Source organism: Micromonospora sp. NPDC049497 (assembly GCF_044465805.1).
Taxonomy (GTDB): Bacteria; Actinomycetota; Actinomycetes; order Mycobacteriales; family Micromonosporaceae; genus Micromonospora.
This window is the reverse complement of sequence record NZ_JBITMC010000007.1, coordinates 1-15,150: the sequence shown is the minus strand read 5'-3', so window position 1 is coordinate 15,150 and position 15,150 is coordinate 1. Positions and strand designations below refer to the sequence as shown.

13 protein-coding genes are annotated in these 15,150 nt (G+C 70.4%); 5 read left to right on the top strand and 8 right to left on the bottom strand.

Annotated elements, in window-relative coordinates:
* Positions 1-252: 252 nt before the first annotated feature.
* A complete protein-coding gene (locus ACIBR0_RS12500) occupies positions 253-1,434 on the top strand; it encodes a HEAT repeat domain-containing protein (protein WP_396714951.1) in 1,182 nt (393 codons plus the stop codon).
* 135 nt (positions 1,435-1,569) lie between these two features.
* Here the strand turns inward: ACIBR0_RS12500 and ACIBR0_RS12495 are convergent, their stop codons facing one another.
* Positions 1,570-2,097 carry a 2'-5' RNA ligase family protein gene (locus ACIBR0_RS12495; protein WP_396714949.1) on the bottom strand — a complete coding sequence of 176 codons (528 nt, stop codon included), beginning with the start codon at positions 2,095-2,097 and terminating at the stop codon, positions 1,570-1,572.
* Positions 2,098-2,215: 118 nt separating this feature from the next.
* Complete coding sequence (locus ACIBR0_RS12490) at positions 2,216-2,791, bottom strand: hypothetical protein (RefSeq protein ID WP_396715329.1); 576 nt, start codon at positions 2,789-2,791, stop codon at positions 2,216-2,218.
* 253 nt (positions 2,792-3,044) lie between these two features.
* On the opposite strand from ACIBR0_RS12490, the gene ACIBR0_RS12485 reads away from it, so the two are divergent.
* Both ACIBR0_RS12485 and ACIBR0_RS12480 read left to right on the top strand, forming a co-directional pair.
* Positions 3,045-3,719 carry a DUF6891 domain-containing protein gene (locus ACIBR0_RS12485; RefSeq protein WP_396714947.1) on the top strand — a complete coding sequence of 225 codons (675 nt, stop codon included), beginning with the start codon at positions 3,045-3,047 and terminating at the stop codon, positions 3,717-3,719.
* A gap of 200 nt (positions 3,720-3,919) precedes the next feature.
* A complete protein-coding gene (locus ACIBR0_RS12480) occupies positions 3,920-4,402 on the top strand; it encodes a DivIVA domain-containing protein (RefSeq protein WP_396714945.1) in 483 nt (160 codons plus the stop codon).
* 329 nt (positions 4,403-4,731) lie between these two features.
* Here the strand turns inward: ACIBR0_RS12480 and ACIBR0_RS12475 are convergent, their stop codons facing one another.
* A complete protein-coding gene (locus ACIBR0_RS12475; RefSeq protein WP_396714944.1) occupies positions 4,732-7,278 on the bottom strand; it encodes a hypothetical protein in 2,547 nt (848 codons plus the stop codon).
* Positions 7,275-8,609 (bottom strand): SWIM zinc finger family protein, encoded by a 1,335-nt coding sequence (locus tag ACIBR0_RS12470; protein ID WP_396714942.1) that lies wholly within the window; start codon positions 8,607-8,609, stop codon positions 7,275-7,277. The genes ACIBR0_RS12475 and ACIBR0_RS12470 overlap by 4 nt, the downstream gene beginning before the upstream one ends.
* Positions 8,610-8,934: 325 nt before the next feature.
* Between ACIBR0_RS12470 and ACIBR0_RS12465 the strand changes: the two genes are divergently transcribed.
* The gene (locus ACIBR0_RS12465; RefSeq protein WP_396714940.1) at positions 8,935-9,690 is read left to right on the top strand and encodes an ATP-grasp domain-containing protein; all 756 of its coding nucleotides are present in this window, start codon (positions 8,935-8,937) and stop codon (positions 9,688-9,690) included.
* Between the two features lie 217 nt (positions 9,691-9,907).
* Here ACIBR0_RS12465 and ACIBR0_RS12460 read toward each other — a convergent pair whose 3' ends face one another.
* Positions 9,908-11,020 (bottom strand): hypothetical protein, encoded by a 1,113-nt coding sequence (locus tag ACIBR0_RS12460; protein WP_396714938.1) that lies wholly within the window; start codon positions 11,018-11,020, stop codon positions 9,908-9,910.
* Between the two features lie 162 nt (positions 11,021-11,182).
* On the opposite strand from ACIBR0_RS12460, the gene ACIBR0_RS12455 reads away from it, so the two are divergent.
* Positions 11,183-11,743: an NADAR family protein gene (locus ACIBR0_RS12455; RefSeq protein WP_396714936.1), complete on the top strand. Its 561-nt coding sequence runs from the start codon at positions 11,183-11,185 to the stop codon at positions 11,741-11,743.
* A 495-nt stretch (positions 11,744-12,238) separates the two neighbouring features.
* Here the strand turns inward: ACIBR0_RS12455 and ACIBR0_RS12450 are convergent, their stop codons facing one another.
* From ACIBR0_RS12450 to ACIBR0_RS12440, 3 genes are all read right to left on the bottom strand, one after another.
* Positions 12,239-13,579, bottom strand: coding sequence for a hypothetical protein (locus tag ACIBR0_RS12450; RefSeq protein ID WP_396714934.1), 1,341 nt, complete (start codon positions 13,577-13,579; stop codon positions 12,239-12,241).
* 149 nt (positions 13,580-13,728) lie between these two features.
* Positions 13,729-13,872, bottom strand: coding sequence for a hypothetical protein (locus tag ACIBR0_RS12445; protein ID WP_396715353.1), 144 nt, complete (start codon positions 13,870-13,872; stop codon positions 13,729-13,731).
* 319 nt (positions 13,873-14,191) lie between these two features.
* Entirely contained in the window at positions 14,192-14,812 is a 621-nt protein-coding gene (locus ACIBR0_RS12440; protein WP_396714932.1) for a DinB family protein, read from the bottom strand.
* Between the last annotated feature and the right edge of the window lie 338 nt (positions 14,813-15,150).

The following is a 15,150-nucleotide window of genomic DNA, read 5'->3' as shown; positions in this document are numbered from 1 at the left end:
GTGAGGGAGCTGCGGAGGCACCGGTCCAGGTTACCGATCAAGCTCGCGACGTATCCATGCATTACCGCGCCGGTCGAGTCCACGCGCGCCAACCGCGTCTACGCGAAACTCTCGTCGCCGAGTGGCGCGGATCGAGGCCCACTTCCGCTTCATTTCACCACGTATGGTGCAGCCCGGCTTCCCTCCGATGTAGAAACCTGCCGCCAGCAGCCAGGAACTTCTGCGGCTGCGGTGTGGTGGCATAGTGACCGGGTGATCGACAGCCATGGGGCGTTGGAGTCGGTGATCCGTCATGCCGTGCAGCTGGACGAGGACTACGACGACATCGCGCCGGCCGTCACGGCGCTGGCGGCATCCGGCGACACCACCCTGGTGCCTCACCTGCTGGAAGCATTGCAACGGTTTCTCGACGAAAAGAACTTCTACGGTCGTGACCTGATCGCCGCCGTCCTGGCCGGCATCGACGCTACCGCGGCCCTGCCGGCGCTACTTCGCGCCTCAGCCACCGATCTCGGCGACGACCAGGACTCCTTGCAGTCCGAGATCATCGAGCTGCTGCATGGCGACACGACCGCTGGCCGGGGCGTGGCCCGCGAGTTCGCCACCGCTGATACGCCGGACCTGCGCCGCGTCGGGCTGTGGGCGCTGGGCTTCGTGATCGACGCGCAAGACGTGGAGCTGCTCTCGGCTGCCGCGATCGACACCGACGCGACGATCAGGTCCATCGCGATCGGTTCGATCCCTGACCCCGCCGGTAACGACCGGGCGTTCCACACCCTCGTCGCGGCGTTGCGGGACCCGGACGAGCAGGTGCGGACATCCGCGGTGAGCAGGCTCGGCTACACCGGCCGCCGCGACGCCGTCGCGCCTCTCATCGGCCTGGTCGCCGACGAGGCGCCGCGGGTCCGGTCCATGCTCGCCTACTCCTTCGGGCGCCTCGGCAGCGACGAGGCGACCCCCACGCTGCAGCGGCTTGTCCACGACTCCGACCGGCACGTCCGTGAGCGTGCCGTTGAGGCCCTCGGGTCCGTCGGTGGGCCAGCGGCGGTCGACACGCTGCTGTTGCTGGCCGCCGATGCGAACCCCCAGCTGCGAGTCCATGCCGCCAAGGCACTTCCGAGAGCGGTCGACTCGGATCCCCGGGTGGCCCCGCGGCTGGTGGAGCTGGCACGTGACGCTCAGGCGGCGGTACGGGCGGCCACGGTCAGCGGATTGGCCAGCTCCGAGGCCCCGCCGTCACGCTGGGAGAACCTTCTGGTCGAGTTGGCCGACGACGGCGACCCCATGGTTCGGCAACGGGTCGCCGTGGTCGTGCGGCAGCTCGCACCAGCCGCCGCACAGAACATCCTTCACCGCTACACCCGCGATACCGACGCCACACTGCGCCGGGTCGCAGCCGCCGAGCTGGAGCGGCTCACCAACTCGCCGCTTTGACCCGACACCTGCAGCCCGTAGCGCTTACGGGCTGACGTGGTGATCGCTTGCACGCGGACATCGTTGCCGATCGCTACGTGCCGTCCCGAGTTGGGTCAGTACGGGCCGGCTGAGGGGCGCAGCTATGCAGCGGCGCTATGCCCTGCCGAGCCGAAACTCGCGCAGTGTTTGCCAGGAGTCGGGTTCCGGTGCCCCGGCAATGAGCCGGACCGCATCGACGGTGGCGCGGATCGGCAGGTGGCCGGCGACAGCCTCGGCGGCTTGGGCCAGGACGTGCTTCGGGGCGTCATGGCCGATGGTCAAGTGCGGTACGACGTCGGCATGGGAGCCGGCATACGGCGGAGCCTCGGGGAATCGCCGCCACACGGCTGCGGTGAGTTGGCGCAACCCGCCATCCGGCTGCGGCGAGAGCCATACCACGGTGTCTCCGAACCACTTGACCTCTGCGAACGAGATATCGAACCGCGGTATGGCTTCGAAGATCTGGCTCAGGGTGGCGAGCACATCGTCGTTGATCCGGTCTGGGGGCAAGAACGGGTAGAGCACGGTCACATGAGCGGGCACTCCCCAGCTGCCTGCGATGTCCAGAGCGGATCGGAAGCGCCCCACGGCCCGCTCGGCCTCGGGCACGGCGACGATCAGCGCAGTCTCTGTCGGCTCCATCGCCACAGTTTCCGATCATCGCTCCTGACAGTCCACCGGGATTCGTGACCAGAAGAGTTGCGAGACAGCTCTTAGCCTGGCGATGCCACGGCAGATGAAATGGCCGGAAGAGTGCGGCTCAGAGTAGGTCGCGCCAGAACTCGACGCTCGCTTTTGGCTCCCACGGGGTCTCGCCTGGGCCCCTGCGACCGAACTCCCGGTCTATGTAGTCGGCCAGATCCAACCCGTAGTAGATGATGTCGGTCTGCCACATCGATAGCACCGGGTGGCCGAAGGCCGTGGGCTCACCAGGGAGATACCGATGCCCGTACACCGGCACCATCGTCGGAACCTGCGCCAGCATGTGCGTCGCTGTGGCCAGTGCCGATGCGGTGCCGCTTGGGCGTGAACCCCAGCCGTCGTACCAGAAGCCGTTGTTCTCGACGTCGAACAGCACTCCTTCGCTGGGCCAGTCCAGCACACCGCGCAGCATGTCACGGTCTGCGTTCCGCCAGTCGGGCCACGGCTGCGAGTGTGCGTAGATCACGCCCGGCTCGCGTGGCTCGGGTCGGGTGTTCACCGGCAGCCCGGCGGACAGGAAAGCCCGGTGATCGACGGCGAACCGGAATCCGAATTCTTGCTCGATTCGGTCAAGTTCCGCGTCGGTGAGCCCGGGGTCGACCGCACAGACGGATCTGAGCCGCAGCCGCCGCATCGCTTCTTGACCGAGACGGCGGCCATCGTCGCCGTGTTGATCTAGCTGTGCCGCCACGACGCGAGACTCTACCTCGCCACCGTGTCACGGATCAGCGCCTTCTGATCGCACCGACGCAATCGCGGTGGCAGATCCTCGCGGTCCGCGCGGAGCGAGGCACATCCACCAACTCGTCGGTGCGCGGAGACGACGGCTCCCCGCAGGCAACTGGCCTACCCGTGCGCGGTTCGGCGCCCGTGTCATGATCGCCCTCATGAGCGAGTGGGCCTACAACGACCGTCCCGACGGCATCAGATTCCTGCCCGATCGGATCGCAGAGCCGGCTCGCACCGAGATCGAGCACGAGATCTGGGCCTGGATCGTGCGTGGGGAGGACGACGCCGGAGAGTTCGTTGACTACCTCGACGATGATGAGGAGCGCCACGGTGTCACCGACGAGGAGCTCGCGGCGGCCTACGAAAGGGCGCTCGACGTCCGGCGAGACCAGCAGCGCGAATGGGGTGACGTGCAGAGCAACCTGAGCCTCGCCTTTGCCGAGCTCAACCGGCTCGGTGTGCTGGCGAGGGGAAACTTCAGCTGCTGCGGCACCTGCGCTGCTGCCGAGATCCACGACGAGCGCGACGAGACTCGGCACTGGCGCGGGTACCTCTGGTATGACCAGCAGGACACCGAGTCACTGGTCTCCAGCCTGGACGGCTCGGTCTACCTCGGCTACGGCGCCTATCCGCCCCGGGACTTCGACAAGGCGGCCTATGACACTTTGTCTGACGACGACAGGCAGGCCCGGTACCAGGCCGACGTGGAGCGCCTGCTGGACGAACTTGTCTTTCCGGTTCTTCGCAAACACGGCATGCGGGTCGAGTGGAACCGGACCCAGGCAACTCGGATCCTGCTCACCGGCGCGCGATGGTATGCGCCCCTGACCTGAGATTAGCCCTGGGACCACGTCTCGTGCCCGGCTCGCGGCAGATCGCGTCTTGGATGTCCGCCATATCCGTCACCGGTGGCGACGAGCTCGGCTGATCCCGCAGCCCTGACGCGCTGGAGCTTCCGTCGGCGATTGACCGGTACGACCTGTTCGTCGAGCTGAAGCCGGCGACCTCTGCCCGCACCACGTGAGGAGGAGCTATGCGCAAGCCAGCCAAGACTGCCACTGTCCTTTTCGGGCTCGGCGTCGGTGCCGTGGTCGGTCCATCCCTCGGATCGGCCGCTGTCTGGTCCGGTGTCGCGGTCGCTGCGCTCGGCGTCGCGCTGTCCCTGGTCGGTACGACGGGATCCGACCTCGCCGGAGATGGCGTGGCCGACCGTGACGAGGACGCCGGGGTGGCAGGCGACGGGGCGCCTGTAGAAAGCGCGGTCGTCGCGGAACGACGACGGCGGAACCGGCAGCGGCCAACCCTGAGCGGGCTGGGCACCCGAGTGGAACAGATCCTGAAACTAGCCGAGGAGCAAGCCAACGACCACCGCAACGAGGCGCGCCGCGAAGCCGACAGAATGGTGACCGCCGCCCGACGGGAGGCGGAGGCGATCCTGCACCGGGCGCACGAACAGGTGGCCGAAATTGCCGGCACCCGCCAGGATCAGTCTCCGTCGGCAGATCCGCCCGCATGAGTCGTTAGCCGAGGAAGGCTTGTTACCAACCGTAGCCACCCCGAGATTGTCATCGCTTGCCGTAAGTGGTCGTTTACCTGCACAGATGCGGTCAGCCTTTCGTCGCTTCTTGTCACCGCTCAACGCCGGCGGGACTGCGCGTCGCCACCATTCGACATCCGCGCACCCCCGCCCGCCCGACTGCAGATCCTCAAGATCCTATTCGCGGCAACGTCACCAGAGCTCGCGGCACCCCGCACTCGGCGTGGGTGCCGCGAGCTCTGACGTTGGCTCGACAGTGGGCGGCCGAGCATGTCACAGCTCGACGACAGTGCCGGCCGATCAGCAGGTCAGGTGGCCAGTGCGGTGGCGAGTCTCCGGGCCTCGGTCACCAGCCGGCTCGCACCGCCGCGCGCCACCACGTCGGCCAGCCCTCGCACCTCGATGCGTACGCCGGTCGCGGCGGCCGTCTCGGCCGCCAGGGTGAGCAGGTCGGGCGTGCCGCGCGGCGGGATCGAGGCGGCCAGCAGCGGCGGCAGGGCGGCGGCGAGCAGCCGCCAGACGCTCAGTCGCGCGCCGGCCGCGACCGCGTCGCGCAGCGGCGTCGCCACTCGGGTCAGCGTCACTTGGCTGTCCGCCGCGAGCGCGCCCAGTTGCCTGCCGACGCCCGGAGCGTCCAGCTCATCGGCGGCCGCCAGGATCAGCAGGGCGTCGAGGGCGGACACGCGGTCCACCTCGTGCCGGGCGCACAGCCCGTACGCCAGCGCCAGGTCGAGCGCCGGGCCGCCCGCGCCGGTGCACTCGGCGAGCACCGGCAGGACCGTGGCAGCCTCCCGGACGTCCTCTTGCGCGGCTCTGGCGAAGTCGGGCAGCAGGTGGGCGGCGACCAGGCCCCGGTGCCCCGGCAGCAGTACCGGCCACAGGTCGCCCCAGCCGCCGTGCCCCCGTCCGTTCATCAGTGCCGGCACGGTGAGCAGCCCGAGCGGGTCCGCTACGCCCTCGGGCGGGGCGCTGGCGACGATGGTGCGCCGGACCGGCAGCCGGTCGTAGCCGACGTCGTAGGTGCCCCTGCGCTGCCGCCGCCCGACCGTCACCACCTGGTGCACCGGCGCCGGTAGAACGTCCCCGCGCAGCCAGCCGGCCAGTTCGTCGCCGGCCATGGTGCCGAGCGCCTCGGCCCGGGCCGCCAGCGCCTCGTCAATGCCGACGGGCAGCCGCAGCAGCGCCTGGGTGAGATCCCACCGCCATACCGGGCGGTCGCCGAGTGCGGCCAGCCGTTCGTAGAGCGCGGCTGGGTCGACGGCGCCAGTGGCCGAGGTGGGGGCGGCCAGCAGCCCGGGGTCGTCCCGCCCGTCCAGCCGCTGCCCGATCTCGGCGAGCCGGGCGCAGTACACCAGCGTGAGCGCGGACTGGCGGGGCGGCTCGACGGCCGGCCGGTTCCGGAACGGGCGCAACGTCCGGGTCAGCGACTGGCTGAGGATGCCGGACCACTGGTCGCGGCGGGTGGCCGCCTCGGCCGGCGCCGCGGCTGCCAGCAGGACGCCGTGCAGCTGGACCGACAGGTTGAACACCGACCACGGGTGGTCGTAGGCCCCCACCTGCCTACGCTGCAGCACCGGCAGCAGGGCGGCCGCCAGCCGGTCCTGCTCGGTGGTGGCCAGCCGGACCAGACCGTCGAGGACCCGCTCCACGGCCGGCGCGGGCCACCGCCCACCGGGCAGCCCGGACACCTCCTCGACCAGCTCGTCCACCTCGGTGATCGGGGGCAGGGCGGCTGCCGGCTGCGGCGGCTGCGGCAGCTCGTCACCGGCCACCGCGACCGTGAGCGTGGCAACCGGCTGGTGACCGTGCCGCTGCGCCAGCGTCACCGCCCGATCCCGCAGGTCGGCTGCGGGGTGCTCGGCTCCCACGGCGAGGACGTCGGCGATCTCCGCCGCCCGCTCGGGATGCTGCCGGGCGAGCCGGTCCAGCCAGGACAGCTGCGCCCGCACCAGCGCCTTCTCCGGCCGGGTGAGCACCGTTCGGGCCGCGTCCGACAGCGACTCCAGCTCTACGGCGTCACCCAGGTCCCGCAGCGCACGCTGGGCCGCTGTGGCGACCGGCCCTGGCGCGTCGGCGAGCAGCCGCAGGTACGCGCTCGCCCGCGCCGCCACCTCGTCGGGGGCGGGTGCCAGCTGCTCGTGCAGGGCGAGGAACGGACGCAGCGCGTGCGGTCGGTCCCCCCGTAGCAGCCGACCGAGGACGCCGTCCAGCAGCAGCGCCGGGTCGAGCCGCCCCTCGGTCGCCAGCGCGGCCAGTGCCCGCGGCACGGCCTGCCCGTCGCCGCCGAACGACAGGTCGGCGCCGACCCCGTCGACCTCGAACAGCCGGGGCAGCAGCGCCTCCAGGAACGGGTCGGCGCGCAGCCGGTCGAGCAGGGGCCGCTGCTGCCCGTCGTGGGGTCGCTGCCACCACAACGCGTACGCCCAGCCGGCGACGAACGCGTCTCCGGTCGGCGGTGCCACCTTCTCGGCCTCCAGCAGCCCGGCCGTGAAATGCCAGCCCTCCCACGGTTCGCTGCGGCGAAGCCGATCGGCCAGCCGGTACGCCAGGTCGGCCAGCCACGTCACTCCCCGCTGCCGGGCCGCAACGACCACCGGCTCGGGGTCGGCGTCCCGCAGCATGACGGACCGCCGGCCGAGCAGCGTCGCGGCCTTCGTCGCGGTGCTCAGCGTGCCCACGGCGGCCACCGCTAGGGCGGTCGCCTCCTTGCCCCACCACCAGTTGTCCCGCCGACGCCGGACGTGGGCCATCAGCTCGTCGCCGAGCCTCCGCCGGGCCGGCTCGTCCAGCGCCTGCAGCACGGACCCGACGGCGGCGACGTCACCACGGACCAGCGACTCGAAGAAGTCCGTCACACCCCCACCTCCGCCGGCGTCGCCACCATCGTTACCGCGAGGGCGTGCTTGCACGGGCCGCGCTGTCCTCGGTACTTCGCCCACCACCGACAGGAGCACGTGAGGCTCCCGTCGGGCTGACGGCGGACCCGGTACTCCTCGTCGCCACTGCGTACCGTGGCGTGCTCCCCGTCCCGGCGGACCGCGTCCCGCTCCAGCAGCGTCCGCGCGCCGACCAGGCGAGGGTTGTCCCGCTCGGCCCGGCCCGCGTCGTAGGGCATCACCCGGTGGAAGTAAGCGCCCTCGGCGACGTCGTAACCGACCCGTCCGGCGGTGCCGAGCTGGGCCAGGGCGGCGCGGACCCGGTCGTCGGGCAGGCCGGCCGCGTCGGCCAGCGCGGCGACGTCGATCGTCGGGTCCCAGGAGAGCAGCGCGCCGACCAGCTCCGCGTCGTCGATCACCTCGTCAGCGGCGAGCGCGAGCAGGGCAGCCCCCTCCCCGGAAAACCCCCGGTACGGCTCGGGAGAAAGTGTCAGCGACAGCCGCAGCGCCCCGGTGTCCAGCTCCCAGGTGCTCGGCACGGCCGGCGAACCGGCACGCACCGCCGGCCCGTACACCCGCAGGGTGCGGGCGTGCCGGAGCAGCCCGCGCAGCGCCGCGAGCCGCCCCGCACCGGCCAGACAGACGGCCCCCGGCACCGGCCGCGAGGTCAGCCGCAGGGTACGCCCGCCCGGCACCGCCCACAGCACCGAGCGGTCCCCGGCCGCGGGCAACCGGCGCAGGAACGCCGCCGCCTCGGCGGCGGGGATCTCGGCGCGCGGTTCAAAACCGGCGGTCAGCACATGCACCTCGGCGAAGCCGCGCAACCAGCGCCCCGGCAGCGGGACCTTCCGCTCCACCACCGTGCCATCCATGGTGGAGACCGTGAGGTCGTCCGGGCCCACGGCCATGTGCAGCGGCTCGATCCCACCGACGCGGGCGAGTGCCTCCCGCAGCGGCGGGTTGACGTCGACGTTGGTGCTGCCGTGCCCGACGATCTCACCGTCGAAGCCGGCCGGGACCACGTCCATCCGGGCGTAGACCCCGCAGCAGCCGGAGAAGGACTCGAAGCGCAGCCGATCGCGGCTGCCGGTCACCACCGGGTCCAGGCTGGCCGGGCTGACCGGCTGGTGGTAGCGGGTACGAGCCACCTCGGCCACGGCAAGCAGCCCGGCAGCCGCGGCCGCCGGTGTGGTGAGAAACCCGGAGAAGAAACGCGGGTTGGCCGTGGGGCCGCCGCTGGTCTGCAGGTCGAGGCCTGCGGCGCTCAAGGCGGACGGCTGGAGGTACCGGTACGTCTGGACGGCGTTCACGGCGCACACCATAGGCAGACCGACCGACATCGTTCCGATCAGCAGCAGCGAAGTCCACGATGTGCGGGCATCCCCGCACGGTTGCCGCACGCGACGCCAGCAGAAGTCGAAGGAACGTACGGCGCTCTCCCACGACAATCGGCCGGCACCCCCAGCATCAGGGCGACCGTGCCGATGGAGGAATCAGGTGGAGCCCGCCGTCGTACCTCGGGCACGATGCCCGGATGATGCTGCTGGTCCCCGCGAACCCGCTCCGGCCACGCCTGCCCGACGACACTTCGCGCCCGAGGCCCACGCCGCCCGCGCCGCCGGGATCGACGTCGCGGTGGTCGACCACGACGCGCTGACCCGTGACGACCCGCAGTGCGCCGTCGCAGCCGTGCCTGCCGGCGGCGTCGCGGTCTACCGCGGGTGGATGCTCCGCAGCGACCAGTACACCGCCTTCACCGAAGCCCTTACCGCCCGTGGCGTAACCTTGCGCACCAACAGTGACCAGTACTGCCGCGCCCACGAACTTCCCGGCTGGTATCCCTCGCTCGCCCCGGTCACGCCGACCTCCACCTGGACCACCAGCGCGCAGCGAATTGCGTTCGACCAGGCCCGGACGCGACTCGGCGCCGGCGCCGCCGTACTGCGCGACTACACCAAGTCGATGAAACACCACTGGAGCGAGGCGGCCTTCATCCCCGACCTCCTCGACCCCACCACCGCCTGGCAGATCGCCACCCGATTCATCGAGCTACGCGCCGACGACTTCACCGGCGGCTTCGTCCTGCGCGCCTTCGAACATTTCACCACCGCCGAAGTACGCACCTGGTGGATCAACGGCGCCTGCGCACTCATCGGCGCCCACCCCGACACCCCCGACGAACTCCCACCCGCCGACGTCGACCTCACCACGCTCACACCGCTGATCGCCGCCCTCGACCTGCCCTTCGTCACTGTTGACCTCGCTCAACGCGACGACGGCACCTGGCGCGTCGTCGAACTCGGTGACGGCCAGGTCAATGACCGCCCCACCACTGTCAGCCCGCACGACTTCGCCACGGCGCTGCTGACCGACGCCTTGGCGCACAGGTAGCGCGAGCCAGTCGGCTACCGAAACGCGTCTACCCGTGCCGGTCTCCACCAGCAGGCCCACGACCCTCAGCCGGCCGCTTCGCGCGGCCTCGGCCGGCACCGCCCCTTGGAACCGGCCCACCGCGACGTTCGGGTCCGCACCGTCGGCCAGCGCCTGTCCGGCGGCCACCTCGTCACCGGCTTGCACCGCCTCCATCAGGCCCTGATCGGGACACCGTTCACCGATCATCACCGGTCGGATCGGTGAATGCCCGCAACTGCAGCCGCATTGCCACATTGCCAACGAACCAGAGGTAGACATCGCTGTCCGGGCCGAAGTCGGAGCGAACCGTGGCGCACCAGTCTTGCCGATCGAGCACCGCGAGGTACTGCCGCACCAACTCGTCTCGCTGCTCGGCGGTGCATCCGGATCGTTCTGGGGCCTTTTCTGCCAACTGGTCGGCGATGACCGCCGCGTCGATGTACCTACTCACGGTCGGCGCCTGCCCAACGAGGTGGGCCACGTGGGCGGCAAGCACAGCTGATGCCGGCGGATAATGCTCCAGGGTCATGCCCATGCCCCCGCAGCCAATCATGATCCTCAACAGCCGGCCTGTGTGATCGACTAGCTCGTCGTCAACGTCGCTTCCGATGATCGCCTCATGTAGATGGGCTGCAGTGGCGACCTGGCCAGCGAAGTAGCCGTTGAGGAAGTCGCCGTCGCAGGCGTGGCGCAGCAGCCACCACCGGGAGCCACCGGCACCGTGGCGGCAGAGCGCCTCGACGACGTAGACCCTTCCCCAACCGGTGACGCGTTGGGCCAGCCACACCAGGGCTTGTCCACCCCCGCGGCGACGTTGCAGCGCCTCGGCGGCCAACGGCCCGAACCGGTCCGATAGCAGGCCGATCGTCTGAATCAGCGGAATGTCTTCCTCTGCCCAGTCGGCGGCGAGCAGCGCCAACCCGACTGTCGCGGAACACCGATCAGTGCTGTGCCGCACGAGCCACCGGCCGGTCTGCCGTACCCGCTGCCGATCCGTGCGCAGCGCCGCGGCAGCGATGTGCTCGTTGCGATGGATCGGGACATCGACATCACAGAACGCGGCAACGAGGTCGCCGGGTGGCGCATCGGCATTGCCGAAATGCACATCGAGGATGGCGGCAACGTCAGCGCCGTCGCGTCGCCGATCCTTCTGGGACTTCGATCGCCGCCGGCGGTGAGATTCGTCGTCCGGATACGGCTCGCCGTCTTGCGGAAGAGGAGATTCCGGATCTTGCCGATGCAGGCGCAGAGCGTATTCGAACAACGTGATCTGGGGTCCGAGCGATCCAGGCTCGGTCGTCACGCTCACCGGCGGACGAAGGACTCGATTCTCTCGATCATGGCCGGGATGATGCCAGCCCGAGCCCGCCAAGGCAAATAGTGCACGCGGCGATAGTGGTTCGCAGCCGGTCGCCGCCACCAAATAAATATTGGCTGCGTCCCGGTGGGCTGGTCCGGGAGACTAGCGGCCGTGTATCCGCGTACCGTTGCCGACCTGGCCCACCTTGTTGCCTCTGGCCAGCGGGTGAAGTTCCTACACTTCTGGGGACACCGGCCGCGGCCGGACGGCAGCGTCGGCGCCGGTTGCCTGAGCCAGTGGTGGCCCGCCCCGTTCTCCATCGACGGGCACGAGTTCGCCACCGCCGAGCACTACATGATGTGGGCCAAAGCCATCCTGTTCGGCGACACGAGCATCGCCGAGGAAGTCCTGGCCGCGTCGCACCCGCATCAGGCCAAGACGCTAGGACGGCAGGTCCGAGGCTTCGACCAAACCATCTGGGAGGCCAACCGACACGGCATCGTGGTCCAGGGCAGCGACGCCAAGTTCGGCCAGCATGCTGATCTGCGGGCCTACCTACTCGGCACCGGCGACCGGGTCCTGGTCGAGGCCAGCCCGATCGACCGGATCTGGGGCATCGGACTCAGCGCTGACGACCCTGAGGCCGCCGACCCAGGCCAATGGAAGGGGCTCAACCTGCTCGGCTTCGCCCTCATGCACACTCGTCAGCGACTACGCCAGGACAGTCCATGATCGACGCGATGTCCGTGCCCGAACGCCGGTGAGAAGGATCTACTCGCGGCGTGGGTCGAGGGCAAGACACGGTCCGCCGGCGTGGGAGCAGGGCGCTGGCTGGGCTGCGCGTTCTACGGACGCGTCTCCACCCAGGATTACCAGGACCCGGTGTCGTCGCGGCGGCGGCAACTCGATGTCGCCACCGAACTCATCGCCTGCCGAGGCCGGATCGTGGCGCAAATCGATGACCCGCTCCGCCCGGCCGGCGGTCACAGATTCAGACTGGGCCGCAGCCGGTGGCCGCTGCCGAGACCATGCTTCTCCTCGGCCGCCGACGGTGCCTACGGAGGGCTGCCGGCGTTGCCACCCAGCTCACAAGGTGGGCACGCCACTGCCTGGCCGTCGACGCGACGAACGTGAACATGCCCCACCACCCCTCGACGTACTCTAGCCCGCTCGGCGCCTGCGGCCGGCGCGCGGCCAGGTACGGATGCGGGGCGGTCGGCAGAGTCGTCAGGTGCGGGTCTGCAGCCAGGCCCGGAGCCGGTCCAGCAGGTCCCGATCGGGCGGCGGGGGCAGGGCTCGGAGCAGTTCGTCCTCGCTCGCCGGACGCGCCGCCAGCGCCACATCCCGCAGCAGCGACCGGTCGACGGAGACGCCGCCGGTGACACCGACGTCCACATCACCCCGACGGAGCACGTACCCGTGGCTGTCCTCGCGCCGAACGTAGGTGAGCCCGTCGCCCTCGGACGTGCAGGCGGCCTGGAAGCACGGGTCCTGCTCGGCGAACGTGACGTGCAGCGCCATGCGCACGCTGGCGGCGCCGCCAGTGTGGTCGGCGGGGGCGTAGCCCACGCCCCGAGGGATGCCGAGTGGCTGGGCCCGGTAACCCGGCAGGTCGACCACGAACAGGTCGGCCGGCCGTTCCTCGGTGGGCAGGTCGACGGCGGTCGCCGGGCGTAGCGTGCGGGTGGCGCGGCGCAGCAGTTCACGGTCGACGGCCAGCGAGCCCAGGACGACGACGCCGCGGTCGCCGCGGGTCACCTGGTATCCGTGCTCGACGACCCCGCGAAGATAGACCGCCCCGCCCGGTTCGGTGGCGCAGCTCTGCACCGACGGGGCGGCGTCGAGGTGCGGCTGGCCGCACTCCCCCCGCGCGTCGCCGACGACCGGGCCGGCGATCACGTTGACGTGGCGCGCCGGCGGCACCGCGGCCGGGTCGGCGGGCGCGAACTCCCCGGCACCCAGCTTGCCGCCGTAGGCGGGGTCGACGGGGCGGTATCCAGGGACCTCGACCACGTACGCGGCTCGGCGGTCCTGGGCCGCGTACCGCAGCCGCTCGGTGACCTCGTCGGGGCCGGAACGGGCGAGCGCGACCAGGCCGAGGCCCACAAGGCCGACCAGCGCGAGCCCGGCGGCGAGCCGCGGCCGCCACCCGCGCAGCAGCAGCCCGGCGACGAGGACGTACGGCACGCCGCCCAGGAGCAGGGTGAGCGTCGCGTCGGAGCTGACGCCGAGCCCCACCTCGTCGGTCCAGCGCCAGCCGAGCCGGGCCATGGCCAGCCCACCGACGAGGACCAGCAACGCCCAGAGGCCGGGACGGGTACCGAGGACCGTGACGGACGCCGTGGACCGGGCGATCAGCCACAGCAGCCCGACGACGAGGACCACCACGACCAGCAGCCCGACCAGCACCGCGCCCCAGCCGACGAGAAGCAGCGGGGCCAGCGCGGGGATGGCGGTGGTCAGCAGCGCCGACCCGAGCAACCAGACCGCGCCGAGCTGCTCCAGGACGCGCCGCCCGGGTCTCGACGGGCCGCCCTGGACCCCCGTGACGTCCGGCTCCGCACGCACGCAGACCGTTGTAGCAGAAGGCCGCCAACCGCCGCGAATGCGGCTAGCAGGAAGATGGCCGTCTGGGCAGCACTCAAGGCCGACCGACGATGCTCAGCGAGGTCCGTTCCGCATGTGGTACCAATAGGCCAGACCGCATGGTTGGAGCGCTAGTTGACGCCGACGGGCTGCGGTGCGGGTGTCAGGTTGAGGCGGCCGACGGCGTCGCGGAGGTCCTGGGGCCAGATCCACAGCCGGTACTCCGGGTCAATGTCGAAGTAGTCCTCGGGGCCGTGCAGCGTTCGGGTGCGCATGTCGGCGCAGTACCGCTCGCGCCAGGACCGCTGATCGACCTTGAGAGTGGCTGGTCGGCGACTTTCTTGCGGGTGATCTGGAACAGCTTCTCCATTGCCCGGTATTCGTAGGCCAACAGGGTCTCGGAGTCGGCCCAGATCCCGAGACGGTTCGTGCGGGCGCCGGCTGCGGCTTGGATCAGCAGGGCCGGGTCCTCGGCGCTTGAGCGCGGTGAAGACGCGAACCGCCACCGGCGTGCCGAACAGGGAGATGATGAACGCGACCGCAGCCGCGACGATGACCGCCCTCGCGGGCGAACCTCCACGAGATCCGGATTTCTCACGGCGTCCCCACCGCGCGATGCGTGTCGGATAGGTCAGCATGATGCGAGCCGCTGGCCGCTTCCTGCGCAGCCTGCTCGATCTTCGCCCAGTACGCATGCCGGGCCGCCGTGTCGATCCGCTCCTCGTACTCAGCCCTCACCCCGGTCCGGCCATCGAGCTGCTCACGCAGGATGTCAGCGTGTCCGGCATGCCGGGTGGTCTCCTGAAGGACGTGGACCATGATGTTGAACAGCCTGACGTCCGGCCGCGACCACCACGGCACGTGGCCAGGCGCGTCGATGGGAAGCTCTTCGATCGTCGCGTCCGCATGCCCCCAGGCACGTTGATAGAAGTCGAGGACCTGCTCGCGGGTCTCGCCCGGGGTCACCCACAGGTCGCTGCCGTCCGCGTCCTGCCATCGCCCCAGCGGCTCCGGGAACGGGCGGCCGAAAACCTCACCGAAATACCAGGCCTCCAGGGTCGCCAAGTGCTTCACCAGGCCAAGGAGGTTGGTCCCCGTCTCTGTCAAAGGACGCCGGACGTCGTACTCGGACAGGCCCTCGAGCTTCCACACCAGCGCCTGACGGATCGACCTGAGCTGGCCGTGCAGATCGTCCTTAGCGAAATCATCGATCACGAGGCACGATCTTGCCATTCCGACGGCAAGCGGAGCAGCCCTGGACCTCACCGCGCCGTGGTTCGCAACTCGCCGACCAGAATACGACGACGATCTTGCAGCGCCAGGCCCGGAGGTTTAACTTGTGGCCGGAGCCGCGGAGATAGCCATACGACAGGCATTCGAACAGTTCCGATAACCGACGTCACCAATTGACGTCACCGAAGCGGTGAGCGAAGCCGTGCTAAGGGACGTCTCGTAACGGGGTGAAGGCGTTGCTCGGCGCCGGGCCGGTGGTCAGCCGGTGAGGATGATGTTGTGGAGGTTGGCGATGCCGGAAGCGGCGTCGGCCAATGTGT

Bases quoted from the DNA above. Each gene is read 5' to 3' on its own strand.
- ACIBR0_RS12495 (WP_396714949.1), bottom strand. From the start codon at position 2,097: ATGGAGCCGACAGAGACTGCGCTGATCGTCGCCGTGCCCGAGGCCGAG.
- ACIBR0_RS12490 (WP_396715329.1), bottom strand. From the start codon at position 2,791: ATGCGGCGGCTGCGGCTCAGATCCGTCTGTGCGGTCGACCCCGGGCTC.
- ACIBR0_RS12485 (WP_396714947.1), top strand. From the start codon at position 3,045: ATGAGCGAGTGGGCCTACAACGACCGTCCCGACGGCATCAGATTCCTG.
- ACIBR0_RS12480 (WP_396714945.1), top strand. From the start codon at position 3,920: ATGCGCAAGCCAGCCAAGACTGCCACTGTCCTTTTCGGGCTCGGCGTC.
- ACIBR0_RS12445 (WP_396715353.1), bottom strand. From the start codon at position 13,872: ATGCGCACCCGAACGCTGCACGGCCCCGAGGACTACTTCGACATTGAC.